The sequence below is a fragment of the Cellulosimicrobium sp. GQ32 genome, from assembly GCF_059758455.1.
In genome coordinates this window covers 96708-122753 of the sequence record NZ_JCAXEP010000010.1, presented here as the reverse complement: position 1 = coordinate 122753, position 26046 = coordinate 96708, and the positions used below count along the sequence as shown (strand labels likewise).

Sequence of the window (26046 nt, the reverse complement as noted above, 5' to 3'; positions counted from 1 at the left end):
CACCCCCACAGGCGGGTCCGGTCCTCCGTCCAGTCTGCGCCGGGCCCCGGCCGTTGGCAACGGGAGGAGTGACCCCGGTCACGTCCGGCGGACGGGACGGCTCAGAAGATCTCCGCGGTGTGCGCGGTCGGCGACCACGACCAGGCCGCCGACGCGGCGGCGACCGCGCCGGGCGTGTGCTCGACGACGCGCCCGGCCAGCGCGAGGACGTGCAGCGGCGTGGCGCCCAGGTGGGCCGCTCCCAGGTCGGCGACGTCCAGCGAGAGGTCGGGCCGCGCGTCGGTCCGGCGCACGACGGCGGTGCCGCCCGCCTCGCCGACGACGACGTGCCACCGCCCGGCGTTGGCGGGAACCACGTCGTCGGCGACCTCGAGGACGACGTCGACGGGCGCGGCGAAGGCACGCGCGGCGAGCGCGCGCTCGACGTCGACGACGCGGACCCACAGTGCCTCGTCGAGCCGCGTGTGCATCCGCCGGTGGTCGGCGAGCAGGTGCGCCAGCGGGTCCGGCACGGGGCGCGACTCGCACGCCAGCGTGCTCATGAGGTCGAGGTCGAGCAGGTAGCGCCAGAGCTGTGCGTGGGTGGCCGGGTCCGTGGCGCTCACCTCCTGGACGGCGACGACGCCCGCCGGCACCAGCCCGGGCTTCCCCTCGCGGACCCGGTACGCCGCGTACCCGGTGGGCCCGTCGGGCCCGAGGGCGACGACGATCTCGGCCGGCGCCCTCCCGTCACCACCGCCGAGGAGGAACTGCCACCGGTCCGCGTCGCGCGCGAGCGTCCCGGGCCGCGAGCCCAGGAGGTCGTCGTGGACTGCGGCCAGGTGGGGCAGAGCGCTCGTCAGCGACATCAGGTGCAGGCGGGCCGACGACCGCGCCGCGAGATCGCGGGCGTGCGGAGTGAACGCCGCGCGCGAGAGGTCGACCTCGACGGGCTGGCGCCACGACGCGATCCCGTAGCCGTGGCGTCCGTACACACCGGCCTCCGTCGCCCAGAGCGCGGCCACCGCCTCGCCCCCGGCCGCGAGGTCGGCGAGCTGGCGGCGCATCATCGCCGTCATGACCCCGCGCCGGCGGTGCGTCGGGGCGACGGTCACCATCCACACTCCCGCGACGGGCAGCAGACCCCCGCCGGGCATCGTCATCCGCAGCGAGTAGGCGCTCGCGGTCCCGACGACGTCCCCGCCCGGGCCGCCGACCGCGACGAGGGTGCGGTCGGCCTCGATCGACCGGCCGGCGAAGACGTCGTCGGCGGAGTCCTGCCGGTACCCCCACCCGAACGCCCGCCACACGACGTCCAGGGCCCGGTCGCGGTCCTCCTGCTCCAGCGGCCGGACGTCGAACGAGGAGGGCGCAAGGGTCGTCATGCCCCTGGTGATAGTCCCCACGGGTCGATGCCGTCCACCGGATTTCGGGAGCGAGCGTCGACGGGCGGTCCGGGTGCCTTAGTCGCGACGGCCCACCTCAGACGCCTCAGGGTCGCGGACGGGCACCGCCTAAGGCACCCTCCCCCGAACCGTGCGCGGTCGTCCGATGCGACGGCCCGGTGCTCAGGACGAACGTGAGTGTCGGACAGGCAGGGTGCCTGCAGAGACGGGGACGACCATGAGCGCACAGTTCGATCCGACCTTCGAGGCGGATCTCACCTACCGCACGCAGCGCCTGCGTGACGACTTCCGGCACGACGAGCCCTCGCTGCTGCACTGGTGGCGGGGACGCCGTCAGCGCCACGACCGCCCGGCGCGGTGACCGCGCCGCCCGACGCCGTCGACGAGAACCGTCTCGTCGGCGGCGTCGTCGTGTCCGGCGGGGGCTCCCGTGGCCTATCCGCTGGTCACGTGTCGGTGCACGCTGCGAGGATGGGAGCCGTGCCACGCCCCTCCTCGCGCGCGCCCTTCGTGGCTCGCGCCGCCGAGCTCGACGCGCTCTCCGCGGCGGTCGAGCGCGCGCGCCGGGGCGAGCCGGGAGTGGTGCTCGTGGGCGCGGACGCGGGGGTCGGCAAGACCCGCCTCCTCACGCGCGCGGCCGAGCTGGCCGCCGGGAGCGGGGCGACCGTCGTCTGGAGCCACTGCGTCGACCTCGGCGAGGTCGGCCTCCCCTACCTCCCCTTCTCCGAGGCGCTGACGACGCTGCGCGCCCAGCACCCCGCGGTCGACGAGACCGTGGCCGCACGGCCCGCGCTCGCGCGCCTGCTCGACGCCGGCACGCCGGCGGACGACGAGCAGAGCCAGGGCGAGCGCCTCCAGCTCTTCGAGAGCGTCGCGGCCGCGCTCGCCGCGTCGGGGACGGCCGAGGCCCCGCTCGTGCTCGTCGTCGAGGACCTGCACTGGGCGGACCCGTCGAGCCGCGACGTCCTGCGCTTCGTGGTCGCGCGCCTGCGCGCCGAGCACGTGCTCGTCGTCGCGAGCTACCGCGCGGACGACCTGCACCGCCGCCACCCCCTGCGCCCGGTGCTCGCGGAGCTGCTGCGACACCCGCGCGTCGAGCACGTGCAGCTCTCGCCCTTCACGGAGGGCGAGCTGCGCGAGTTCACCACCGCGCTCGCGGGCGCTCCCCTGCTGCCCGACGCGTTCGAGTCCGTCCGGACGCGCTCCGAGGGCAACGCGTACTTCGCCGAGGAGCTCGTCGAGTCGGGCCTCGACGACGAGCTGCCCTGGTCCCTCGCGGACGTCCTGCGCGCCCGCCTCGAGGTGCTCGACCCGGCCGTGCAGCACCTCGTCCGGGTTGCGTCGGTATCCGGGCGCCAGGTGAGCGAGCCGCTCCTGCGCGCCGCGCTCGCGCGAGACGCCGTGGACGGCGAGACGGCCACCGGGCGCTCGTTCGACGCGGCGCTGCGCGAGGCGATCGCGCACCACGTCCTCGCGGTCGAGGGCGACGGCGCGCGCGACACGGTCGTGTTCCGTCACGCGCTGCTCGCCGAGGCCGTCGCGTCCGACCTGCTGCCGGGCGAGCGCGTGGGCGTGCACCGCGCGTACCTCGCCGCGCTCGACGACGACGCCACGCTCGGGTCCCACGCGTTGCGCGCGCACCACGCGCTCGCGGCGCACGACCTCCCGGCCGCCCTGACGGCGTCGCGCGCCGCCGCCCGCAAGGCCGCGCGCGTGCTCGCGCCCGCGGAGGAGCTGCGGCACCTCGAGCAGGTGCTCGCGCTCTGGCAGGCGGTGCCCGACTCCGCGGACCTCCTCGGCGAGGACCGCGTCACCGTCGCGCTCGCCGCGGCCGGGGCGGCGAGCCGCGCGGGCGAGCCGGACCGCGCGGTCGCGCTCGCCCGGAAGGTCGTCGAGGGGACGGCCAGCGACCCGATGCGCCAGGCGTCGCTGCGCCACGTGCTGTCCCGCTACCTGCTCGGCACGGAGGAGGTCGAGGAGACCCTCGCCCACACCGAGGCTGCGCTGGCCGTGCTCCCGGAGGAGCCGCCGTCGCTCGATCGCGCGTGGACGCTCGCGATGCGGGCGCGCGCCGCGATGAACGCCGACCTCGACGAGCTCGCCGCGGAGGTCGCCGCCCAGGCGCTGGACGTCGCGCACCGGCTCGACGCCCCCGACGTCGAGGCCGACGTGCTCACCACGATGGCGATCCTCGAGGTCGCGGACGACGACCGGGCCGCGGTGCTGCTCGCCCAGGCCAGGGAGCGCGCCGTCGAGGCGGGCGACATCCTCACCGAGCTGCGCTGCTGGTACAACATCGCGGCCAACCGCTACTACGCGGGCCGCATCGACGAGGCGCTGCAGGTGACGGCCGACGGCCTCGACCGGGCGCGCGCGACCGGGCTCGGCTGGAGCGCGTACGGCGTGGAGCTGCGCCTGTTCCGCGACCTCGTGCGCTACGTGCTCGGCGACCTCACGCCCACCGAGACCACTGGGGAGACCATGCCGGAGGGGTCCGCCCCGCAGCTCTCCTGCGTGCAGCTCTACGCGGCGGTGGCGCGCGGCGACGACGACGCGCTCGCCCGGGGCACGGCCCTGCGGCGGGACTGGTTCCGGGACGGGCAGATCGCGCTCATCTCCGGCGGCTGCTCGATCGACGCGCTCACGTGGGCGGGGCGCGACGAGGAGGCGGTCGCGCTCGCCGTCGAGCTCGTGGACCACCTGGGCCGCACGTGGAGCGACTACTTCCTCGGCCGCATCTGGATCTCGGCGCTCGCGCTCGCCGCGCTCGCCGACGCCGCCGACGCGGCGCGCCTCCAGGGCGCAGCCGGTGCCGGGCAGGTCGCGGCGCTCGTCGCGCGCGGCGACGAGCTGCTGGAGGCGGCGCGCACGACGGCGGAGCGCGGCCGACCCCGCGGCGGTCGCCTGGGGCCCGAGGGGCGCGCCTGGCTCGCGCGTGCCGCGGCCGAGCACTCGCGGCTCACGGGCGAGGACGACCCGGCGCTGTGGGAGGAGACGACACGCCTCTTCGACTACGGCTACCGGTACGAGGTGGCGCGCTCGCGCTTCCGCTGGGCACAGGCGCTGCTCGGGGCAGGCGACCGCAACGCGGCCGAGATCGAGGCGGCGCAGGCGCTCGAGGAGGCGGAGTCGATGGGCGCGGCCCCGCTGGCGGAGGCGGTGCGCGCGCTGGGGCGCCGCGGCCGGCTCGACCTGCCCGGAGTCCGGCGGTCCACGACGGCGGTGCTCACCGAGCGCGAGGAGGAGGTCCTGCTGCTCGTCGCGCAGGGCCTGACCAACCGGCAGATCGGCGAGCGCCTGTTCATCTCCGCGAAGACGGTGAGCGTGCACGTGTCCAACGTCCTGGCCAAGCTCGGCGCGTCCGGTCGCGCCGAGGCCGTCTCGCTCGCGCACCAGCGCGGGCTGCTCGAGGTCTGACGCGATGGGCTCGTCGTCCGACCGGTCGCCGAGGGCGTCGACCGGACCGTCGGACGGCGGGACAGTCGGCACTCTCGTGCTCGTGCGCCACGGCCAGAGCACGTTCAACGCGGGCGACCGCTTCACCGGACTCCTCGACGTGCCGCTCTCGGACGTCGGGGTCGCGGAGGCCGCGCGCGCGGCCCGCCTGCTCGCCGACGCCGTCGCGCGCGAACCCGCCCTGGCGCCGCGCCGGGTCGTGACGTCCCCGCTGGTGCGCGCCTCGACGACGGCCGCGATCGTCGCCGACGCGCTACCCGGCCCGCCCCCGCTCGCCGTCGAGTGGCGCCTCGTCGAGCGCCACTACGGCGCGTTCACGGACAAGCCGCGCGACGTCGTCCGCCGCGACTACGGCGAGGCGGCCTACTGGCGCTACCGCCGCTCCTACCTGCACCGCCCGCCGCCGCTCGCGCCGGACGACCCCGCGCGCCCGCTCGTCGACGACACCCTGCTGCGCCTGCCCGACGCCGCGCGCGCCGCCCTGCGCCCCGACGCCGAGTCGCTCGCGGACGTCGTCGAGCGGCTGCGCCCCTTCTGGGCCGAGACCCGCGCGGCCCTCGCCCGGGGCGAGGCGGTCCTCGTCGTCGGGCACGGCAACTCGCTGCGCGCGCTGTCCGTGCTCGTGGACGACCTCACGCCCGAGGAGGTCCAGGACCTCGACGTGCCCACCGGGCACCCGCTCGTCCACCGCTTCGCGGCCTCGCCCGACGGCGCCCTCGTCCCCGAGGTCCGCGGCGGCACCTACCTCGACGCGCACGGCGCCGAGCACGCCATCACAGACCTCCGGGCGCGCGGGGGCACGTGACCGCCGGCCTCAGGAGCGGCCGCACGCGCCGACGTCCGTGGCGTCGAGCAGGCACCGTCGCCACGCGTCGGCCTGGGGACCCTCGCCCGTCGGCCGGACGTCGGACGACCACGGGTCGGCGATGCCGCGCGCCTCGAGGCCCGGTGTGAGCAGGTCGGGAGCGTCCAGCGGACTGTCGAGGCCCGCGACCTCCACGCGCAGCGCGTCGAGCACGGGTCCGCGCCCGCCGTCGTGTCGTGGTGTCACGAGCGGTACACGCAGCGCCCCCACCCGGCGTTCCCTTCTTCCCGATTTCACCCCTTCGCCGCGCCCGGCTGGCGCGGCTTGCACTGTTTGACCGGCCTCGTCCTGGTGATACTGGACCATGACCGACGCCCAGGCGATCCACGAGCTCGCGCAGGCGGGGCTCGCCGAGCCGGTGGCGGACGAGTCGTTCGACCGTTTCGCGCGCCTCGTGCGTCGGCAGCTCGGGGTGCCGTCGGCGCTGGTCACGCTGGTCCTCGACGACGAGGCGGTGCTGCCCGGCGCGCTCGGTCTGCCCGAGCCGTACCAGTCCCAACGTCGCACGCCCCTGAGCCACACGTTCTGCCAGTTCGTCACGAGCGACGCGCGACCGCTCGTGGTCGAGGACGCACGGGTCGTCCCGCACCTCGCCGCGCTCCGCGCGGTCGACGACATCGGCGTCGTGTCCTACGCCGGCTTCCCGATCTTCGACCCGCACGGCCGCGCCGTCGGGTCGCTGTGCGCGTTCGACGGACGGCCGCGCCCCTGGTCCGACGAGGACCTCGCGACCCTCGCCGACCTCGCGTCCGCATGCACGTCCGAGCTGCGGCTCCGGCTCGCCCGGGCGCGGGCGAAGCGCATGCAGCGCGTCGCGCTCGCGGCCAACCGGCGGTCCCGCCTCCTGCTGGAGCTCTCCGAGTCGTTCGCCGCCGCGACCTCGGTGCGCGACGTCGCCGAGCGGCTCTCGGCGGTCGGCACCGGGATCGGCGCGCGCTACGCGGGCCTCGCCCTGCTCGACGCGAGCGGCACCCGGCTCGAGTACACGACGCTGGATCACCTGGAGCCGGGCGTCCCGGCGTCGTTCCGCCGGATGCGCGTCGACGCGGAGCGGGGCGCGTCGATCGCCGCCCGCACGCGCGAGCCCCTGTTCTTCCGCGACCACGCCCAGTACGCCGCGCGGCTGCCCGAGGCCGCGGCCCTCATCGCGGCAGACGACGTCGAGGCCCGCGCGTTCCTGCCCGTGCTCGCGGGAGAACGGCTGCTCGGCGTCGTCACCCTGGCCTGGGAGACGGCGCGCGAGTTCGACGACGACGCGGTGCAGACGAAGACCGCGATCGCGTCGTACGTGGCGCACGCGCTCGACCGCGTGCGGCTCCTGGAGGAGCGGCACCGTGTCGCGACGACGCTCCAGGCGGCGATGCTGACCGAGCTCCCGTCGGTGCGCACCGCGGAGCTGGCCGCTACCTACGCGTCGGCGACCCGCACCGACCAGGTCGGCGGCGACTGGTACGACGCGGTCGTCCTCGACGACGACGCGTGCGTCCTCATGATCGGTGACGTCACGGGCCACGACATGCGGGCCGCGGCCCAGATGGGCCAGCTCCGCTCGATGCTGCGCACGTTCGCGTGGTGCCAGGACGAGCCGCCCGCGGTCCTGCTCCGGCTCCTGGACCGTGCGAACCGTGGTCTCGCGCTGCACTCGAGCGGGACGGCGGTCGTCGTGCGGCTCGACCGCACTCCGCACGGGTTCGACGTCACGTGGTCCAACGCCGGGCATCCCGCCCCGCTCGTGCTGCGGGCCGACGGCAGCGTCGAGACCCTCGACGCGCCCGCCGACCTCATGCTCGGCGTGCTGCCGGGGACCACGCGACACGACCACCGCGCCCACCTCGTGCACGGCGACACGCTCCTCCTCTACACAGACGGCCTCGTCGAGCGGCGCGGGACCTCGTACGCGGAGCGGCTCGCCGCCGTGCGTGCCGCCCTCGCCGAGCACACGGCCACCGCGACGTCCGCGCTCCCCGACGCCCTCGTGCGCCGGCTCGTGTCCGACCAGCGCGACGACGTCGCCGTCCTCGCGCTGCGCGTGCGGCACACGGTCGCGCGCCCGCCGGGCCCGGGACGGCCGTCGGTCCTGACGCGGCAGGTCGAGCACGTGTCGTCGGCGATCGGACCCTCCCGCCGCTGGGTGGACGACGTCCTCGAGAGCTGCGACGTCTCGCCCGCGGTCCGCCGCATCGCCATGCTCCTCACGAGCGAGGTGCTGACCAACGCCGTGCAGCACGGCGCGGCGCCGGTCGAGGCCGAGCTGGAGGTGGGGCACCGCGTGCTGCGCGTCGCGGTGCGGGACGGCTCGGCGACCCTCCCCCGGCTCCGGTCCCCTCGCCCGGACGAGACGGGCGGCCGGGGTGTGCAGTTCCTCGAGCGCTGCGCTTCGCGCTGGGGCGTCGACGCCCTCGACGGCGCCCCGGGCAAGACCGTGTGGTTCGAGCTCGACCTCGACGACTGACCGCTGACCCCCTGTGCCGTGTCGGAGGGCAGCGGTAGCGTGTGTGAGGTGGGCCACTCCTCTGGTCCCGCGCGCGTGATCGCAGCATCTCGCGTCCACCCGCAGGCACCCCTCGCGAACGTCGAGACCATCGAGTCCTGAGAGGCAGCACCATGACCGACCTCGCCACCCCCACGAGCCTCCACCCGGAACCGAGCGCGTCCGCCCCCGTGCCCCTGCCGGACCGCGACGACCTCGATGCGGTCCTCGCCGGACACCGCCGGGAGATCACGGGGTACTGCTACCGCATGCTCGGCTCGTCGTTCGAGGCCGAGGACGCCGTGCAGGAGGCGTTCCTGCGCGCGTGGCGCTCCTACGACCGGTTCGAAGGTCGCTCGTCGCTTCGCTCCTGGCTCTACCGCATCGCGACGAACGTGTGCTTCGACGCGCTCGGCGCGCGCAAGCGGCGCGAGCGCCCTATGGGCCTCGGCGGACCGCAGGCGCCGGAGGCCGAGAACCTGGGCCAGGTGCTCCCCGAGGAGACGTGGGTCGAGCCGGTCCCGGACGACCGCGTGCTGCCGCACGACGGCGACCCGGCGCAGGTCGCGGTGGGCCGCGAGACCATCCGGCTCGCGTTCGTCGCCGCGCTCCAGTTCCTGCCGCCCAAGCAGCGCGCGGTGCTCCTGCTGCGCGAGGTGCTCCGCTGGCAGGCGAGCGAGGTCGCGGAGCTGCTCGACACGTCCGTGGCGTCGGTGAACAGCGCGCTCCAGCGAGCACGCGCGACGATGGCGGCGCGCGCCCACTGGGACAGCTCGGGCCTCGCCGACGGCGCCGAGACCGCGCCCGCGCCGGTCGCGTCGAACGCCGGGCTCGGCGAGGAGGAGCGGCTGCTGCTCGAGCGTTACCTCGACGCGTTCGAGCGCTACGACATGGACGCGCTCGTCGCGATCCTCCACGAGGACGCGACGCTGTCCATGCCGCCGTACCCGCTGTGGATGAAGGGCACGGCGGACATCGTGACCTGGATGACGGGGCCCGGGTACGAGTGCGAGGGGTCCCGCATGGTGCCGGTGGCGGTGAACGGCACGTTCGGGTTCGGCCAGTACCGGCGCGCGGAGGGTGGCGGGCACGAGCCCTGGGCGCTCCAGGTGATCGAGACCGAGGACGGGCGGGTGACGGCGATCAACGCGTTCCTCGACACGGCCTCGTGGTTCCCGCTGTTCGGCCTCCCCGCGCGCCTCGACGACTGAGGGCGCGCGGGGCCGGACCGTCAGTCGAACGTCTCGAGGAGCGTGCTCCGCTCGGCGTCCGTGAGGTTCGTCGCGACGAGCTTCCCGTGGACGCCGTGGAACCGCTCGCCCACGCGGTCGAGGTCGCCGTCCTCGGTGACGACGAACAGCGCGGACGACCCGGGCGTGACGCCCTCCCGGATGCGGTCGAGCTGGTCCTTGTCGATCCCGACGGCGGCCATCGCCTTCGTCGAGGCGCCGATCGCGGCGCCCGCCGCGGCGCCCAGGACGGGCGCGAAGAAGAGGGACCCGAGGAGCAGCCCCCAGAACGCGCCCCAGCCCGTGCCGCGCCACTCGTCCTGGTGGCCGTGGCGCGTGGTCGGCTTGGCCGCGCCCTCGGGCCACGAGACGACCGCGGTGTCGATGATGCGGATCGCGTGCTCGGAGGCCGAGTCGTGCAGGATCCGGGACGCCGTGTCCGCGCCCTCGGGGGTCTCGAACTTCCAGACGGTGAACGTGGCCATCGCTCTTCTCCTCGTCAGCCGAGCAGCTTGGCCTTGGCCGCGGCGAACTCGGCGTCGCTCAGCACGCCGGAGGCGTGGAGCTGGCCGAGGCGCTCGAGCTGACCGAGCAGGTCTTCCTGCGGGGCCGCCGCGGGGGCGGCCGGCGCGGGCTGGGCGTACTGGGCGGCGGCCTGCTGGGCCGCCGCCTCGATGCGGGCCTGCTCCTGCGCGGCCTCGGCCTGCTGGGCCTCCCACGACTGCTGAGCACGGTTCGCCTGGCGGCGCTGCACGGCGCCCGCGGTCGCGGACGCGGTGCCCGCGATGACCGCGGTGCGGGCGGCGGTCCCGATGAGCCCGGGACGGCCGATACGACGGATGGGCATGAGTTCTCCTGGTTCGGTGGGCGGTGTCGGGCGCTGCGCGCGGCGGCGTGGACGGGCGGCTCAGTCGTCGACGAGCGCGAGGTCGGCGACCTCGTTGACGACCTCGGCCGGGATGCGCTCGCTGAGCAGCACGACGCCGTCGGCCGCAGTGGTCGCGGCGATCACGCCGCGGGCCCACGTGTGCTCGACGACGAGGACCAGGGCCGACGTGCCCGGCGCGAGCCCGGCGGCGACGGCGTCGAGGTCCTCCTCGCCCGCGAGCCCGGCGCCCGTGAGCTCGACGTCCGTGATCTCCAGCTCGTCGCCGAGGTCGGTCACCTCGACGACCTCGACGTCACCGGCGTCGGAGCGCCTGACGACCGCGAGGTCGAGGAGCGTGACGGTGCCCTCGGCGAGCACCTCGAGGACGGAGGCCTGGACACCGGCGGGGATGCGGTCCGTGGGGAACGCGATCGCGACGATCTCGACCGGGCCGAAGGTGGACGTTGCCATGGAGGGTGTGCTCCTGAGTCTGGAGGGACGAGGACTGCGGTGCGGACGCGGGTCCCGGGAAGCCCACGACCTCGGGACGGCGGTCAGCGGGCGGCGCGCTCGGCCTCGTCGCCGTGGACGACGAGCGCCCAGAGGACGAAGACGTCGAGCACGATCGTGATGAGCGACCACCAGGGCGTCACCTGCAACGTCGTGAACTGGGCGATCGCGTTGATCACCACCAGGACGATGGCGACCATGCGCGCCCAGCCCTTGCCCGAGAGCAGGGCGAAGCCGGTGAGGACCAGCAGCACCCCGATGACGAGGTGGATCCAGCCCCAGGTGGACACGTCGAGGACGACGATCCCGGCGTCGGTCACGCCGACGAGGCTGTTCGGGGAGAACACCGCGACCAGACCGCTGATCGCGTTGAAGAAGCCGATCGTCACGAGGACGATCCCGGCGAACCAGACCCAACCGACCCAGGCCGTCACCTGTGACGAGCGTGCCATGCGAGTCCTCCTGAGGTGCCGACCGTGGTCGGAGCGAGACGAGCGGACGAGCGTGCGCGTCGATCGTGGCACCGGTCACGAGGTTCGGCATCCGGAAGCGACGGCGCGCCCGCAGGGCCCGCTCCCACCGCCGCCACTAGGTTCGGGGCATGACGACGCCGACGCCCGCCGAGGACCCGTGGTCGGGCGTGCCCGACGCCGGCACGCGCCCCGTCCAGCACGACTCCCGGCGTCCGCCGCGGTGGGTCCCGCGAGCGCTCGCGATGGCCGTCGTCGCGGTCTTCGTCGGGATCTTCGCGTGGTACGCGCTGGGCCAGCTGAAGGCGCTCGGCGTCAACATCCTCATCGCGGCCTTCGTCGCGCTCGCCCTGGAGCCGATCGTGGTGTGGCTCGTCCGCCACGGCTGGCGCCGCGGCGCGGCGGCGGCGGTGGCCCTGATCGGCTCGCTCCTGACGATCCTCGTCGTCCTCGCGCTCTTCGGGAACCTGTTCGTCCAGCAGCTCGTCCAGCTCGTCCAGTCGCTCCCCGCCCTGTACGCGAGCATCCAGGAGTTCGTCGCGGAGCGCTTCGACGTGGTCATCCCCGACTCGGACGACCTCATCAAGCAGGTCATCAACGACTTCGGCGACGACGTCGCCTCCGGCGCCCTCGTCGTCACCACGACCATCGTCGGGGGGATCTTCGCGTCGCTGACGATCATGCTCGTCACCTACTACCTGCTCGCGGCGGGGCCCAAGTTCCGTGCGGCCGTGTGCCGCTGGCTGACCCCGAACCGCCAGGAGGAGGTGCTGCGGCTGTGGGAGATCACGCAGGTCAAGGTCTCCGACTTCATCAACTCGCGCATCGTCCTCGCCGCGCTGTCCAGCGTCTTCACGTTCGTGTTCCTGGTGATCCTCCAGACGCCCTACGCGCTCCCCCTCGCGGTGTTCACCGGCGTCGTCTCGCAGTTCGTGCCCACGATCGGCACCTACATCGGCGGCGCGCTGCCCGTCGCGGTCGCGCTCACGTCGCAGGGCCTGCCGCAGGCGCTCGGCGTGCTCGCGTTCATCATCGGGTACCAGCAGCTCGAGAACCTCTACTTCTCCCCCAAGGTCTCCGCCCGCGCGCTGGAGATGAACCCGGCGGTGAGCTTCGTCGTCGTGCTCGCGTTCGGCGCGGTCTTCGGGGCGCTGGGCGCGTTCCTCGCGCTGCCGATCGCCGCGACGATCCAGGCGGTCGCGAACACGTACCTCCAGCGGCACGAGCTCATCGAGTCGCACATGCTGCACGACCCCGACGCGGAGGGCCACCACCCCCACGGCAAGGGCAAGGGCCGGGACGGGGACGGCGGCACCGCGCGACGGCGCCGCAAGAACCGTGAGGCCGCCCTGGAGGCCGAGCGCACGGTCGACGAGCGCCACGCCGAGGGCATCGAGTAGACCCGCGGGGTCCGGTTCGGCCGGCTCCGCGTCAGAGGGACGCGATGCCGTCGCCCAGCATCGTGGCGCCCAGGACGAGCAGGAGGACGGCCATGATGACCGCGTTGCTGTGGATAATCCAGGCCTTGAGCTCGTCGAGCATCGACGCGGCCCGGGCGCCCATGAACAGGTAGATGAAGACGGGTGCCGCGATGCCGACGCTCGCGACGAGCGCGAACACGACCGCGGCGACGACCTGGGCGTTCGTGTCGTCAGGTGCGGCCGACGCGATCGCCGCACCCCCGGAGACGACGAGCAGCAGGTTCTTCGGGTTGACCGCGCCCAGCAGGACCGCGAGCCCCGCGGCCTTCACGGCGGTCATCGTCCCGACACCCAGGCCCGTTCCGGGCGTCACCGTGGTACCGCACGACGCCGCTACATCAGCCGGGTCGACTCGAGCGCCTTCGCGAGGTCGTCGTTGAGACCGATGAGCGGGACCCGGAGAACGAGACCGAGGAGCAGGGTGGGGAGGACGAAGAGAGAGAGACAGCCGAGGGAGATCCAGTAGTCCCCGTCGTAGATCCCCGCGATGGCCGCGCGGACTGCGGTCGTCGCGTGGGAGACCGGGAGGAAGGGGCTGATGTTCTGGAACCACTGCGGCAGGACGCTGAGTGGGTAGGCCCCACCCCCGGCCGAGATCTGGACGACGAGCAGGAAGACGGCGAGGGCCTTGCCGGCCTCGCCGAACGAGAGGACCAGCGTGTACGTGATGAGCGAGAAGACCAGCGACATCACCCAGCCCGCGAGGATCAGCAGTGCCGGGTAGACCGGCCGCACGCCGACGAAGCCGATGAGCCCGACGTACAGCAGCGAGCTCTGCAGGAGGGCGAGGACGGCGAAGATGCCGTAGCGGCCGAGGTACTGCTGGGGGAGCGTGAGGTCTGCCCCGGCCGGAAGACGCTCCCGCACCACGTCGACCCGGATCAGGACCGAGAGCAGCAGCGCACCGACCCACAGGCCCAGGACGGAGTAGAAGGGCGCCATCTGGGCACCGAACGTGTCGACCTTGAACACCGGGATGGTCTTGAGCGCCACGGGAGAGCTCAGCTCGCCGGCGAAGGTCTCCGGGTCGGGGCCGACGATCTCGGTGAGCTTGCTGAGATCGCCCGACTCCGAGGCTTCGCGCAGCGCGAGGGCCACGCCGTCGAACCGGACGGCCGCGGCGTCCAGGTCCCCGGCGATCGTCGTCATGGTGCCCTCGGCGGCCGTGAGCACGCCGGCGAGGGACCCGGAGCCCTCCGACAAGGCAGACACTGCGCCCGACAGGTCGTCGCCGATGGCGACGAAGCCGCCGTTGATCGACGAGAGCGTGCCGGCGAGCCGGTCGAGCTGGGGCCTCAGACTGTCGGCGTACGAGCTCTGGACGCCCTCGACGGCGTTCCTGGCCTCGTCGACGAGGGCGATGACCTCGTCGCGCGTCGCCTGGCTGTCCGTCTCGCCCTGGGACAGCCGCGCCGCTGCCTCCTGGAGGCGGTCACGCAACAGCTCCTGGCGAGCAAGGGCTCCGTCGATGCGAGAGACGACCAGCTCGAGCGCGTCACGCAGCACGGGGTCGGTCGCAGCGTCCGCCTGTGCCTGGAGCTCGTCGCGCAGTCCCTGGTAGGCCGTGATCTGCGAGTCGACCTGCGCGGCGAGCGTGTTCAAGGTCGCCACCGCCGTCTGGCTCTGCGAGTCCAGCGACGTGAAGAGCTGGTCGACCTGTCCCCCGAGCTCTCGATAGCTGTCAGCGCTCGTCGAGAACGCCACGGCGAGCGACTCCGTCGCGGTGTCCAGCGTGGAACCGAGAGCCCGTGCCGCGTTCGACCCGTCACCGATCGCCCCGGCCGTCTCGCGCAGGGCCTCTACCGACGAGGTCGCGAGCGACGACGCACTGCTCACGAGCGGCTTGCTGGACGAGACGAGCATGCCGAGGGCCTGCGCACTGCTGGCTCCCGCGCGGAGCTGGGAGGCGAGTGCCGTGGCGCTCGCCTCCAACCGGGAGATGGCCGCGCGCGTCTCGGGGTCCTCGAGGTTGTCCGCGAGAGACGAGACGACCCCCAGCCCGACCTCGTTCAAGGTCTTGGTGAAGGTCTCGTTGATCTGCGCGGAGACCTCGGTCGCCGCCTCGCCCGTGATCTTCGGCGACAGCGCGTTCGTCTTCTCGTTGGTGTAGTAGTCGATCCGGGCAGACGTCGCGCCCGGCACGAGGAAGGTCATCATCTGCTGGCTGAAGTCCGCGGGGAGCACGAGAGCGGCGTAGTACTCCTCCGCCTCGGTGCCCCGGATCGCCTCCTCCGGGCTGGTGACCACCCAGTCCAGGTCGGTGTTGGCACGCAGGGCTGACAGCACCTGATCCCCGATGTTGATCCGCACGGGCAACAGCCCACCCTCGTACCCCTCGTCGGCGTTGGCCACCGCGACCTTGAGGTTCTTCACGTTGCCGAACGGGTCCCAGCTCGAGAGCACGTTGAACCAGGCGAAGAACGAGGGGATGACGACGACCCCGAACAGCACGACGAGGGCGATCGTGCTCCGCGTCGCCTGCCGCAGGTCGTGGCGGAAGAGCCGGGAGACATTCCTCACGACCGCTCCCCGTGCCCCTGGAGCTCAGCCAGGGGCGTGTCCGACCGGGTGGCCCGCTCCTCCCGTGCCAGTACCTGCCGCAGCGTGCTCTCGGGCATCCCCTCCACCTTCCCCGCGAAGACGATGTTCTGCCGGATGTACTCGATCGTCACGACGGTCCCGATCACGAGCAGGCACAGCACGCCCCAGAGACCGAGGATCGTCGCCTTCGCGTCCGGCACGACCCAGGCGACGCCCAGAAGTACCGCACTCACGACGAGACCGATCAGCAACGCCATCCGGATCACGGTCAGATGGTGCTTCGCGAACCACTCCGCCCGGCGTGCCGTCTCCTCGCGGAACCGCTGTCGATCGCTCAGCGCCTGGACGATCTGGCTGAGCCGGCGCCGGGAACCGAGGATCTGCACGTCCTCGCTGACGAAGAGCCCCGTCTCGGCCAGCTTGACGTTGAAGAGCCGCGAGAAGTTGCCGAGCCTCTGCCGCAGGAAGATCCCCAGGACGAAGGCCAGCACCGCGAAGAGCAGGAGCACCGCGACGTACCGCCAGTAGTAGCCGTCGTAGAACCCGCCGATGGTCTCGCGCATCGCGTCGATCCCGTAGGTGAAGGGGAAGAGCGGAAACAGGGACCGGAAGAAGCCCGGCATCATCTCGATCGGGTAGATGCCCGAGGCGCCGGGGATCTGCATGATCACGAGCAGGATCGCCAAACCCTTGCCGACGTAGCCGAGCGACACTGCGAGCGCGTAGATGATCGACACGTAGACGAGCCCGGCGAAGACGCTGGTCGCGACGAACGCCGGGGCGCTCGCCATCTGCACCCCGATGACGACGTCGCCGATGCTGACCAGGAGCGCCTGGAGCACGTTGAGCGCTGCGAGGAGCATCCACCGCCCGAGGTAGGCCTGGCTCACCGTGAGGTCCGGGATCCCGTCGGTGTCGGCCTCCTGCTTGAGGAGGACGACGAGCATGAACGCGCCGATCCACAGAGCGAGGTTGGTGAACAGCGGCGCCATGGCGGACCCGTAGGTGGCGACGGGGAAGAGGTTGTGCTGCTTCACCTCGACCGGCGACGACATGAACTGCGCGACCTGCTGTGGGTCGAGCTCGGTCAGCGCGCTCAGCTTGCGCCAGACCTCAGCGCTGCTCAGCGCGCTGACGTCGGTCCGCAACCTCTCGAGGTCCTGTTCGACACTCCCCAAGTTGCCGTCGAGCAGGGTGACTGCAGCGCTCGCCTCGGCCATCTGCCCCTCGAGACCGTCGAGGAGCACGACCGCCTGCATCACCAGCTCTCGTTGCGCCTCGAGCGCCGTCGAGAACGCGCCGGCGCTCGCCGAGAGCTCGGCCATGGTCCGGTTGATCTCCGGGACGGTACCGATCAGCACGGTGTGGACGGCGCCCGCCGAGCTCGCCGAGTCCTGGACGGCGACGTTGATCGCGGTGGCGGTCCCCTGGAGGGCCGTGGAGACGTCCGTGATGTCCTGGTTGAGCGCCGCCAGGTCGCCGAGGAGCTGCCGGTCCGCCTCGTTGCGCTCCGCCAGCCGGTCGACCACCTCGCTCAGCTCGCGATACCCGGGGTCCGCCGGGTCCATCGTCGCGAGCTGCGCCTGGAGCTCGGCAAGCACCGTGCTGCTGGAGTCCGCGACGGCCCCTGCGTCGTCGATCGCGGTGCCGATGGTGAGATTCGCGTGCTGCACGCCTGCCGAGAGCGTGGTCACGGCGAGGTTCAGCCGCGCCGACGCCCCGGAGAGCAGCGTGGCACCCGACACGTACGCCGACGTGACCGAGTCGGTGAACGAGACGAGGTCCTGCTGCGCGTCGGCCACGAGAGTCTGAGCCTCGGTGATCGAGGACTGGACGTCGCCGATCGTCTTGTCCACCTGGGTGAGCGCGCTCTTGGCGTCCGTGAGCGCGGTCCCCGCGTCAGCGAGCGTTGTCTGCAGGTCCGCGAGGCCGCCGCGCGCCGCCTCCAGCTCGCCGACGGTGCCGTCGAGAGCGTCGAGAGTCGTCGTCCTCGCGTCGAGCAGGCGGGCCCCCGTGTCGACGCCGGCCTTCTCGAGGTCCTCGGCGATGGTCTTCGCCACGGTGGAGACGAACGTGCTGTTCACCTGAGAATCGAGGGTCGATGCTCCGACCCCGGTGATCTTCGGAGCGATCGCATTCGCCTTCTCGTTGACGTAGTAGTCGAGCTCCGGGCGGACGTAGGTCCCCGTAGTGATGCTCAGCAGATCCTTGCTGAAGGTGGGCGGGACGACGATGGCGGCATAATATTCTCCGGATCTCACCGCGCGCATCGCGGCGTCCTTCTCGAGAAATCCCCACCCGAGCTGGTCGTTGGTCTTGAGCTGGTCGACGATCTGGTCGCCGACGTTGAGCTCTCCCGTCATCTCCGACGACGCACCCTCGTCGAGGTTGACGACCGCGACCTTGACGTGCTCGGTGTCCGAGTACGGATCCCAGAAGGCGAGGATGTTCACCCACGCATACATGGACGGCATGATGACGAGCCCCAGGACGATGGCCCACACCTTCGGCACCTGAAGAATTCTTCGGGCATCGCGGCGAAACACCCTCAGGGCATTTGCCATCGTTCCTCCCCGTCGCGCCGCGGTGTGTGCGGCGAGCACATTCGGACGCCGCCCGGGCGCCTCCCGGACAATGATTGTTCCGCGTCAGCGGACAACCGCGCTCCGTCGGTGCACGGGCTCGTGCCCCGGTGCACGAGTTTGGCGCGGTCCGCACAAAAACTCTTGGTCGACCCGTGATACCGGGCAAAGATCACCCGTCACATCACCCTGGCATCCCCCACCGGCTCCGCTGCAGCAGGCGGCTCACCGCCGCGGGCGTCGACCGCCCAGCAGCCCTTTCAAGGAGCCACAGAGGTCGGCGGGCGTGCCAGCTCGTCCGGGCTACCGGCGTCGGCTCTCGCGGTCGAGCCCGCCTCGGCCCGCAGGAGGCCGCGCCGCACGCACCCGGACGTGGTCGCGCACGGGTGAGGAACGGGTGACGACCCGTGTGCGCGCTCAGGTGAATTCCCTGTCCCGCGGCACTCCCGACAAGGGCCGGTGCTACGGTCAAACGGCGCGACACGCCCGGAGATCTGGACGCAGAAAAGACGGACGACACGCCGCGGAGCCGCGGTGCGACCCGGACTCGTTCGACCATGTGCGTGGGCGACGGAAATGCACCGCGCGATGATTCCAGTCGCCGGAAGATCGCACCCAGGAGGACCTCATGCGCACACGACTCGTTAGGCCCGACGCCAACGGTTCGGTCGTCGAGGGCCGGAACATGGACGACCTGGCGAGCCGGCTCCTCGCCGCAGCGCGGGCCGAGGCGTCGGCCACGTAGGCCCTGTGGTGGTCGCCTCACGGCGTCCCGACGGACCGCGCCTCGTCGCGCAGAACCTGGCTGCACGCGATCCCGGACGCAGGCGCCTGACCTCCGCGACGGTCGTGGCGGCAGGCGTGCTGTGCAGCGCGGTGCTCGCGCTCGAGGTCGTGCGACGTCTGCACGCCGACCCCTCCCTCCTGGCCATGGCGGTGTTCCTGTCGGCCCAGGCAGGCAATGTCGTCAAGGACCGCACACCTCGCGCCCGCGCCGGCACGGCCCTGCTCCTGGTCCCCACGGTCGCCACGGCGGTCGCCGTCGCCTCGCTGCTGTCCGCGCACCGACCCGCGGTTCTCGCAGTCTTCGTGGCACTGGCCGGCGCGGCGACGTGGGTCCGCCGGTACGGGCCCCGAGCAGCAGCGATCGGCATGCTCGCGTTCATGGGCTACCTCTTCACCCTCATCGTGCGGCCCACCGCGGAGGAGCTGCCGGCCTACTGCCTGATCGCCGTCGGCGCGGTCGCGACCCAGGCCGTCGCCCGCGCCCTCCTCCGGCTCGAGCACCCTCGCCGTACGTTGCTCGCCCTCCTGACCGAGCTGCGCGTCGCGTCAGCCACCGCACTCCGCTCCGCGTCCCACCCGGCCCGCACCGGCACGCTCCGCACCCGGCTCGCCCGGATCGACGCGGTCGGCCGTGCCCTCACGTCATGGCAGCAGGACTACTCCACGTCCCGCCATGTCGGCTGCAGCGAGCGGTCGCTCGCCCGCCTCGTGCTCGACGCCCGGGTCTGCACCGAGGAGACGTGCGACGAGCTGGCCCGTGCTGTCGATCGCCGAGCGGGGACCAGGGAGCGCGCCGTCCCGACCGCTCTCGCGCACCTGGACGCGGTGCTCGACCCGCACCCCTCGAGCGCCCGCGTCCAGGCCGCGAGCGCGTGGGCCACCCGGACGCTCTCCTCGCGAGAGCGACCCCGTGGTGACGGCGTCCTGGAGCATCTCGTCGCACGGAGCACGCTCGCGCACGCCCGGTTGCGCCAGGCCGAGCAGACGCGTGGCACCCCGACGCTCCCCGACGGCGCTCCGGACCCATCGAGAGCCCACGCGTGGACCGGCGTCGGCGCTGCCGCACCACGTCCCGAGCGGCCCATGCGCCACCCGCGCTGGACGCCGTGGCGGGGATGGGCGCCGACGAGCCGGCTCGCGGTGCAGGCGATGATCGCGGCGTCGATGGCGGCCGCCGTCGGCGAAGCCATCTCCGCGAGCCGCTGGTACTGGGCAGTCATGAGCGCGTTCGTCATCTTCGCGGGGACGACCACACGGGGTGGCGTCCTCACCCGTGCGTACCGACGGGTCGAGGGGACGGTGGGAGGCATCGTCGTCGGCATCGGGGCCGTCTCCCTGGCAGACCAGCACACGAGCGTCCTCGTCGGGATCAGCGTCGTCGCCGTGTTCGGCATGCTCTACCTCGGGCCGGTCAACTACGTCTACACGTCGTTCTTCATGACGGTCGTCGTGGTCGCGATCTATGCCATGCTCGGCGCCCTCCGCCACGACGTCCTCGAGCTCCGGCTCGAGGAGACCCTGGCGGGAGCGTCCATCGGCGTCCTGTGCGCCTACCTGATCCTCTCGGCGAGCTCGCACCCCGCCCTCGTGGTGACGGTGAGCGCCTACTTCCATGCGCTGGACCAGTTGCTCCGGTTCGGGGACCGCACGTTCGGCGGGCGCGGCGACGGTGACGAGGCCCTCGCTGCCCTGCACGACCTCGAGGCTGCACGGGACGACGCCGAGCAGACCGTCGAGACGATGTCGACGGCGCTGCTCGGCCGCCACGTGTCAGAGGTGTCCGCCATCCACCTCATGTACGTCGCGACCCGCGCGTGCGGGGCCTTCACGCAGGCGGTGATGGTGCGCGGGGCACAGGCGGGCGGGAGCAGCGGTAGGGGCGACCTCGTCGTTCAGGAGGCGATAGCCGACGTCCGAGCGGCTGCGGACGTCACCCGGGGGCGGCTCGACCACGCGCGGGACGGCACGTCCACGGTCCCCGCGTCAGTCGCCTCCCAGGTCCATCGGTTGCCGTCGGACGCGAGCGCGTCCCACGCGTCGGCGCTCTTCGCCCTGGGCCGGGTCGAGTGGGCTCTGCGACACCTCTCGGAGGTCAGGACGCGGCCCCCGCGGGGACGCGCTCGTCCGCGCGGTCCGAAGGATCTGGATCATGCCGAGGACGACGAGGCGGGACGCCGAGCACCCACCACAGCGCAACGACACCCCACGTCGGAGCCAACAGCAGGAGGGCCCCGGCGAGAGCGCTGACGCCGGCGAACGCGAGGACGGAACGCCAGGTAGACGACGCCCACGACGAGCGCGTAGACGGCCACCTTCGCGGCCGCCACCTGTGCGGTCCTCGTCGGCCGGGCCAGGCCGAGCATCCCGAGGACGAGCGCGACGACGCCGCTCGCCCGGATGACCGCCCGCGGGCGGTGGCCGAGGGAGCCGGGCTCGTCGTTCTCGGCGATGGCGCGTGGGACCGGGGACGACGTGCCGCATGACCTCTCGTCGCAGGGCGACGTGCGAGCAACCGATCGGCGGGGATATTCGGTGCGCCCGACGAAGAGCCCGTGCCGCGCGGATGCGCGACGACGTCCGGGCGTGCAGATATTCCCCTTGTCCCGCGCGCACTCAATGGAAATCGGGTGACCGCCGGGGTGACCGCCGGGGTGATATTGATGGCATTCCCAGGCAGGATCGCGACGCCGTGGACACAATCGGACTCAAAAGGCGTAGCAATGTCCGACGCGGCTGGCACGTCGTCGTCGAGGGGCTATGCGACCGACTGCACGAGAGGGACGCTGTGCGTACAAACTCCGGAACGATCCGCACGGTCGACGGCATCCGCACGGCCGTCGGCGTGAGCGGTCTCGTCAGCGCGATCCTCGGCGTCCTCATTCTCGTGTGGCCGGGACGCACCGCGATGGTCGTCACCGCGATCGTCGCGGCCTATGCGATCATCGCGGGCCTCGTCCATCTCGGGCTCGGGCTCTTCAGCGGGGGCAAGGGCGGGTGGGCGCGTGTCGGTCGGATCCTTCTCGGGGTCGTGTTCATCGTCGCGGGCGTCCTGGCTTTCCTGAACCTCGGCCAGACCACCACCTTCCTCGCGCTGTTCCTCGGGATCCTCATCGGGATCCTGTGGATCGTCGAGGGCATCGTGGACCTGACCTCGCTCCGTGACGCCGCCTCGAAGACGATCTCGGTCGTGTTCGCGATCCTGTCGATCGTCGCGGGCGTCGTCCTGCTCCTCACACCGCTGTGGGGCGTCACCGTGCTGTGGTGGCTCCTGGGCCTCTCCCTCATCGTCCTCGGCCTCGTGAACATCGTGCGCGGCTTCCGCTACGGAACCGTCCGAGCATGAGGAGTCGCACCATGTCCACCCTCGACGGCCTCTACAACTTTCGCGACACCGGCGGGCTCCCGCTCCAGGGCGGTGGCTACAGCCGCCCGGGGGTGCTCTACCGGTCGGAGGCGTTGCGGAGCCTCACCGACCAGGGAGTCGCCCAGCTCGCCGCGACCGAGATCGGCGTGGTCGCGGACCTCCGCACCTCCGCCGAACGCGAGGCCGCGCCCGACCGGCTGCCGAGCACGAGGCCGTTCGACACGGTCCGGCTGGCGATCGCCCAGGGGGCCGTCGGCGAGCAGATCGGTGCCTTGGTGGACCCGACGGGTGCGCCGTCGTCGGACGACGTCCGTGCGGGCGTCGAGGCGTTGCCGGCACTGGGCGACCTCTACATCTGGATGCTTCAGCGGTCCGCCGCGGCGTTCGCCGAGGTCGCGCGCATCGTCGCGGCCTCGCACGACGGCGCTCCCACGGCAGTGGTCGTCCACTGCACCGCCGGCAAGGACAGGACCGGTGTGGCCGTCGCACTGCTCCTCGACGCCGTGGGGGTCGAGCGCACGGCGACCGTCGACGACTACGCGGAGTCCCAGCGTCATCTCGCCGGTCCGTGGGCGGACGGCATGATCCACATGATCGAGTCGCTCGGCGTCACCGTCACGCCGCAGCTGCGGACACTGGCCACCGGGACGCCCCCGTCCGCGATCCAGCAGGCGCTCGCGTGGGTCGACGCCAGCGGCGGGAGCGCGGAGTACCTGATGTCGGGCGGACTCACGCCTCGCGAGCTGAGCACCGTCCGGCGACGCCTCGCTGGGTGAGGTTCTTCGTCACTCGCCGCCGGCGAGGTGGAGCCGCAGCGTGATCTCGTACGCGTCGAGCTCGTCGAAGACGTACTGCGCGGCACCGCTGTCGTACCGTCCGGAGGACGTGAGGCCACGCAGGCGCTCCCTCATGATGCCGACCAGCGCAAGCTCGAACTCGAGCGCGTCGGGATCGGCGTCGTGCCGAGCACGACCTATCTCGAAGAACCACGGCCGCGACGACTGGTAGAGCTCCGGCGGGAACGCCGTCGAGTCGGGGCGCGCCACCGTGCGACGAGCGACGGCTCGCTCGGCCACGTCGTGCAGGTCGGCATGGATGAGGCGCACGTCGTCGGGCGCGTCGTGGTCGGCGGCCGGGACGCTGAGCCGACGGACGAGAGCCGGCAGGGTGAGGCCCTGGAGCATCAGGCTTCCGGCCGCCACGAGGAACGCGATGAAGACCAGCAGGTCCCGTGCCGGGGTCTGCTCCGGGAGCGTCTGGGCCGCCGCGAGGGTCACCACGCCTCGCATGCCTGCCCAGACGACGATGGTGCTGTCCTTCCTCGTCAACGGAGCCGCTTCGTAGTAGTCGATGTCATTGCGCAGGCGACGGATGGACTCCGGTGCGCTCGCGTTCCGTCGCTCGCCGAGGACCACCAGTGGTCGAGGTGGATCGTCCCCGTCGCGCAACGCCTTCTCCCGTGCGGCGAGGCGCTTGTTGACCGACCTGCGGACCCGCACGTTGTGCAGGCCGAGCATCGGGAACACGTAGGCGGCGCGGATGCCCGTCAGGATGACGAGCGCGGCCGGCGCGATCCACAGCGCACCCAGCAGGTGCGCCCCGTCGGCGTCGCCGTGGGAGACGATCCCGTAGAGCTCGAGACCCATCGCCAGGAAGACCGCGCCCTCGAGGACGAACTCGACCGTCCGCCAGTTGAGCTTGTCGGAGATCCGCTGCTCCGGCGTCAGCCAGCGCGTCGCACCGCGTCCGCAGACGATCCCGGCGGCGACCGCGGCGACGACGCCGGAGCCACCGAGCGCCTCGGTCGGAAGGTAGGCCAGGTAGGGCACGGTCAGTCCCAGCGCGGTGTTGGCGGTCGCACTCTGCGTCCAGGCCCGCGCCCGCAGCGCGATCGAGCCGACCCCGGCCCCGACGACGACCGCGGAGAGCACCGCCCAGGCGAACGAGCCGGCCGTGCCGAGCACGGAGAAGCCCACCGCGGTCGCGGCGATCGCCGTCCGCAGGGTCACGAGGGCCGTGGCGTCGTTGAGCAGGCTCTCCCCCTCCAGCACCGCGAGCACGCGGCGCGGCGCCCCCTGCTCCTTGACGATCGAAGTAGCGACCGCGTCCGTCGGACTCAGGATCGCCCCCAGGGCGATGCCGAGGCCGAGTCCCAGACCGGGGACCGCCCATGCGAAGAAGACTCCCAGCACGAGCGCGCTGACGATCACGAGGACGACGGCGAGGCCCCCGATCGCGGTCGAGTCCCGGCGGAACTCGATCCGGGGCGCCGCGACGGCGGCGGAGTACAGGAGCGGGGGCAGCACCCCGACGAGGATCAGGTTCGGCTCGACCGAGATCGGAGGTATCGCGGGGACGTAGCTGACCGCGACGCCGACACCCACGAGGACGAGCGGGCCGGCGACGCCGACCTTTCGGGCGAGCACGGTGACGACGACGACGAGGACGACCGCAGAAACGACGACCAACAGCATCTCGGTCGACACGTCACGTCCCTCCGGCGGTCGTCAGGTCGGAGACGCCGGAGCCGACCAGCTTGGTCCCCAGGATCACGAACAGCACCGTCATGATGACCGCGTGGTTCGCGACGAGCCAGTCCCGTGGCGCGGCGAGCTTCTTCTCGACCTGGCCTGGGGCGACGACGCTGAGCACCCACGGGACCGCCACCGCCGTCACGCCGAGGAGCCCGAAGACGAGGATCACCGCGACGACCTCGGCCACGGCGAGCGAGGCCTGCGAGATCCGACCCCCGGCGGCGATGAGCAGCGGCAGGTCCTTGGGCGACAGCGGACCGGAGATGAGCACGCCGACGAGGAAGGCCTTCATCAGCGTGAGCTGGTCGATGCTCTCCATCCACTTCGGTGTCTCCGTCGACGTTCGCCTCCGCCACTGGACGGTCGCGAGTGCGACGAGCGCCAGCCCGAGCGCGATCTCCAGGGCGTCGACGGCGTAGTGCGGTTCGGAACCTGCCTCGTCCGTCCCGCTCGATCGCCCCAGGAGCACGAGCAGACCGATGAACACGATCGCGAACGTGTAGCAGCCGAGCACGAACGCCGTGCCGTTGGTGCGGCCCTTGCCGGACGTGGCCATGAGGATGACGGCGACGATCGCGAGCGGGCTGATCGCCACGGCGACACCGATCGTCAGCAGGTCTGCGAGAACTGTGAGCACGTGCCCGTCCCGGGGTCGGTCGAGATGTGGAGGTGGCGCCGGCCACCCGGGTCAGTCGTGGTACGACGGTCCCGGCCCCGGGCTCCCTTCCCGCCCCACGGCGGCGCCGGCGGCGTCGGACGGGCGCTGGCGGCTCCACCACGGCAGGACGACGAGCGACGCGACGAAGAAGCAGAGTGCGCCCACGAACGTCCCGCCGTTCGCGAGCGAGCTGCTGATCGCCGACCCGTCGGGGAGGACGAACGCCCCGACCGCGGAGACCGCGAACGCGGCGCACCCGACGAAGTTGACGACCACCGACCACCATCCGATCCGCCGCGGGTCCCACCACGTCGCACCCCCGCGTACGTATGCGAGGAACGCGAGGTTGGCGCTCACGAGGAACGCCAGAGACCCTGCCGCGTCCGGGTTCCAGACGTACTCCGTCTCGGCGTGGCGCGACCGCGCGTACAGGGCGGCGGTGGTGCTGACGTTGAACATGATCGTGCCGAAGGACTGGGTGGCCGCTGTCAGCCACTCGGCCCGCACCATGCGCCCGGGCGCGTAGTGCACGGGGACGCTCACCGCCCCGCTGAGGAGGAGCTGTGTGAACCCGGCCGCGGTGAAGAAGAGCGCCCCGACGAAGTAGAGGAGGTTCGCGACCGACGACCCGGCCCACGACCCGAACCCCGGTGCCGAGCCGATCGCGAACAGCGACGAACCGATCATGAACCCCCAGCACTGCTTCGTCAGGGTCGGGACCAGGAACGGCCGTGGTCGGACGGGCGCGGTGATGATCGCTTCGCTCATGGTGACGGTTCCCTCGGTGGGCCGGTGGGACGGGTGGACGGGACGGCCGCGGGGCGAGGGCGGTGAGACCGCCCTCGCC

22 protein-coding genes are annotated in these 26046 nt (G+C 72.5%); 9 read left to right on the top strand and 13 right to left on the bottom strand.

What is annotated here, in order from left to right; translation table 11 throughout:
• Nucleotides 1-101: 101 nt before the first annotated feature.
• Entirely contained in the window at nt 102-1364 is a 1263-nt protein-coding gene (locus tag AC6CH9_RS16130) for a GNAT family N-acetyltransferase (RefSeq protein ID WP_498155807.1), read from the bottom strand.
• 238 nt (nt 1365-1602) lie between these two features.
• Between AC6CH9_RS16130 and AC6CH9_RS16125 the strand changes: the two genes are divergently transcribed.
• From AC6CH9_RS16125 to AC6CH9_RS16115, 3 genes are all read left to right on the top strand, one after another.
• Entirely contained in the window at nt 1603-1746 is a 144-nt protein-coding gene (locus AC6CH9_RS16125) for a hypothetical protein (RefSeq protein WP_156186302.1), read from the top strand.
• 119 nt (nt 1747-1865) lie between these two features.
• Nucleotides 1866-4802 (top strand): helix-turn-helix transcriptional regulator, encoded by a 2937-nt coding sequence (locus AC6CH9_RS16120; RefSeq protein ID WP_498155806.1) that lies wholly within the window; start codon nt 1866-1868, stop codon nt 4800-4802.
• An 82-nt stretch (nt 4803-4884) separates the two neighbouring features.
• Nucleotides 4885-5646 carry a 2,3-bisphosphoglycerate-dependent phosphoglycerate mutase gene (locus tag AC6CH9_RS16115; protein ID WP_498155805.1) on the top strand — a complete coding sequence of 254 codons (762 nt, stop codon included), beginning with the start codon at nt 4885-4887 and terminating at the stop codon, nt 5644-5646.
• Nucleotides 5647-5655: 9 nt separating this feature from the next.
• On the opposite strand, the gene AC6CH9_RS16110 is transcribed toward AC6CH9_RS16115, so the two are convergent.
• Complete coding sequence (locus AC6CH9_RS16110; protein ID WP_498155804.1) at nt 5656-5892, bottom strand: hypothetical protein; 237 nt, start codon at nt 5890-5892, stop codon at nt 5656-5658.
• Between the two features lie 118 nt (nt 5893-6010).
• Here AC6CH9_RS16110 and AC6CH9_RS16105 point away from each other — a divergent pair, with 118 nt between their 5' ends.
• The gene (locus AC6CH9_RS16105; RefSeq protein WP_498155803.1) at nt 6011-8158 is read left to right on the top strand and encodes a SpoIIE family protein phosphatase; all 2148 of its coding nucleotides are present in this window, start codon (nt 6011-6013) and stop codon (nt 8156-8158) included.
• Nucleotides 8159-8310: 152 nt separating this feature from the next.
• Nucleotides 8311-9387 carry a sigma-70 family RNA polymerase sigma factor gene (locus tag AC6CH9_RS16100; protein WP_498155802.1) on the top strand — a complete coding sequence of 359 codons (1077 nt, stop codon included), beginning with the start codon at nt 8311-8313 and terminating at the stop codon, nt 9385-9387.
• Nucleotides 9388-9407: 20 nt separating this feature from the next.
• Here AC6CH9_RS16100 and AC6CH9_RS16095 read toward each other — a convergent pair whose 3' ends face one another.
• From AC6CH9_RS16095 to AC6CH9_RS16080, 4 genes are all read right to left on the bottom strand, one after another.
• Nucleotides 9408-9890, bottom strand: coding sequence for a DUF1269 domain-containing protein (locus AC6CH9_RS16095; protein WP_498155801.1), 483 nt, complete (start codon nt 9888-9890; stop codon nt 9408-9410).
• A 14-nt stretch (nt 9891-9904) separates the two neighbouring features.
• A complete protein-coding gene (locus AC6CH9_RS16090) occupies nt 9905-10252 on the bottom strand; it encodes an SHOCT domain-containing protein (RefSeq protein ID WP_472862953.1) in 348 nt (115 codons plus the stop codon).
• A 60-nt stretch (nt 10253-10312) separates the two neighbouring features.
• Nucleotides 10313-10744 carry a DUF6325 family protein gene (locus AC6CH9_RS16085; RefSeq protein ID WP_498155800.1) on the bottom strand — a complete coding sequence of 144 codons (432 nt, stop codon included), beginning with the start codon at nt 10742-10744 and terminating at the stop codon, nt 10313-10315.
• Nucleotides 10745-10827: 83 nt separating this feature from the next.
• A complete protein-coding gene (locus AC6CH9_RS16080; RefSeq protein ID WP_378215421.1) occupies nt 10828-11235 on the bottom strand; it encodes a DUF7144 family membrane protein in 408 nt (135 codons plus the stop codon).
• Between the two features lie 149 nt (nt 11236-11384).
• Between AC6CH9_RS16080 and AC6CH9_RS16075 the strand changes: the two genes are divergently transcribed.
• Nucleotides 11385-12653 (top strand): AI-2E family transporter, encoded by a 1269-nt coding sequence (locus AC6CH9_RS16075; RefSeq protein ID WP_498155799.1) that lies wholly within the window; start codon nt 11385-11387, stop codon nt 12651-12653.
• A gap of 31 nt (nt 12654-12684) precedes the next feature.
• Here the strand turns inward: AC6CH9_RS16075 and AC6CH9_RS16070 are convergent, their stop codons facing one another.
• The 3 genes from AC6CH9_RS16070 to AC6CH9_RS16060 are packed head-to-tail and all read right to left on the bottom strand — an operon-like array spanning nt 12685 to nt 17839.
• Nucleotides 12685-13014, bottom strand: a complete 330-nt coding sequence (locus AC6CH9_RS16070) for a GAP family protein (RefSeq protein ID WP_498155798.1) — start codon at nt 13012-13014, stop codon at nt 12685-12687.
• Nucleotides 13015-13067: 53 nt separating this feature from the next.
• Nucleotides 13068-15254, bottom strand: a complete 2187-nt coding sequence (locus AC6CH9_RS16065) for a YhgE/Pip family protein (RefSeq protein WP_498155797.1) — start codon at nt 15252-15254, stop codon at nt 13068-13070.
• The gene (locus tag AC6CH9_RS16060) at nt 15251-17839 is read right to left on the bottom strand and encodes a YhgE/Pip domain-containing protein (protein ID WP_498155796.1); all 2589 of its coding nucleotides are present in this window, start codon (nt 17837-17839) and stop codon (nt 15251-15253) included. Before AC6CH9_RS16060 ends, AC6CH9_RS16065 begins: the two co-directional genes overlap by 4 nt.
• 768 nt (nt 17840-18607) lie before the next feature.
• On the opposite strand from AC6CH9_RS16060, the gene AC6CH9_RS16055 reads away from it, so the two are divergent.
• Nucleotides 18608-20890, top strand: a complete 2283-nt coding sequence (locus AC6CH9_RS16055) for an FUSC family protein (protein WP_498155795.1) — start codon at nt 18608-18610, stop codon at nt 20888-20890.
• On the opposite strand, the gene AC6CH9_RS16050 is transcribed toward AC6CH9_RS16055, so the two are convergent.
• Nucleotides 20791-21006, bottom strand: a complete 216-nt coding sequence (locus AC6CH9_RS16050; RefSeq protein ID WP_498155794.1) for a hypothetical protein — start codon at nt 21004-21006, stop codon at nt 20791-20793. The two genes, AC6CH9_RS16055 and AC6CH9_RS16050, sit on opposite strands and share 100 nt — an antisense overlap.
• A 422-nt stretch (nt 21007-21428) precedes the next feature.
• Between AC6CH9_RS16050 and AC6CH9_RS16045 the strand changes: the two genes are divergently transcribed.
• Nucleotides 21429-21986 (top strand): HdeD family acid-resistance protein, encoded by a 558-nt coding sequence (locus AC6CH9_RS16045; RefSeq protein WP_498155793.1) that lies wholly within the window; start codon nt 21429-21431, stop codon nt 21984-21986.
• A gap of 11 nt (nt 21987-21997) precedes the next feature.
• A complete protein-coding gene (locus tag AC6CH9_RS16040; protein ID WP_498155792.1) occupies nt 21998-22783 on the top strand; it encodes a tyrosine-protein phosphatase in 786 nt (261 codons plus the stop codon).
• 9 nt (nt 22784-22792) lie between these two features.
• Here AC6CH9_RS16040 and AC6CH9_RS16035 read toward each other — a convergent pair whose 3' ends face one another.
• From AC6CH9_RS16035 to AC6CH9_RS16025, 3 genes are read right to left on the bottom strand one after another with little or no spacing between them, the layout of a single operon-like run.
• A complete protein-coding gene (locus AC6CH9_RS16035) occupies nt 22793-24493 on the bottom strand; it encodes a cation:proton antiporter (RefSeq protein ID WP_498155791.1) in 1701 nt (566 codons plus the stop codon).
• A gap of 1 nt (nt 24494) precedes the next feature.
• Nucleotides 24495-25178 (bottom strand): GAP family protein, encoded by a 684-nt coding sequence (locus AC6CH9_RS16030; protein ID WP_498155790.1) that lies wholly within the window; start codon nt 25176-25178, stop codon nt 24495-24497.
• Between the two features lie 51 nt (nt 25179-25229).
• Nucleotides 25230-25967: a hypothetical protein gene (locus AC6CH9_RS16025; protein ID WP_498155789.1), complete on the bottom strand. Its 738-nt coding sequence runs from the start codon at nt 25965-25967 to the stop codon at nt 25230-25232.
• Between the last annotated feature and the right edge of the window lie 79 nt (nt 25968-26046).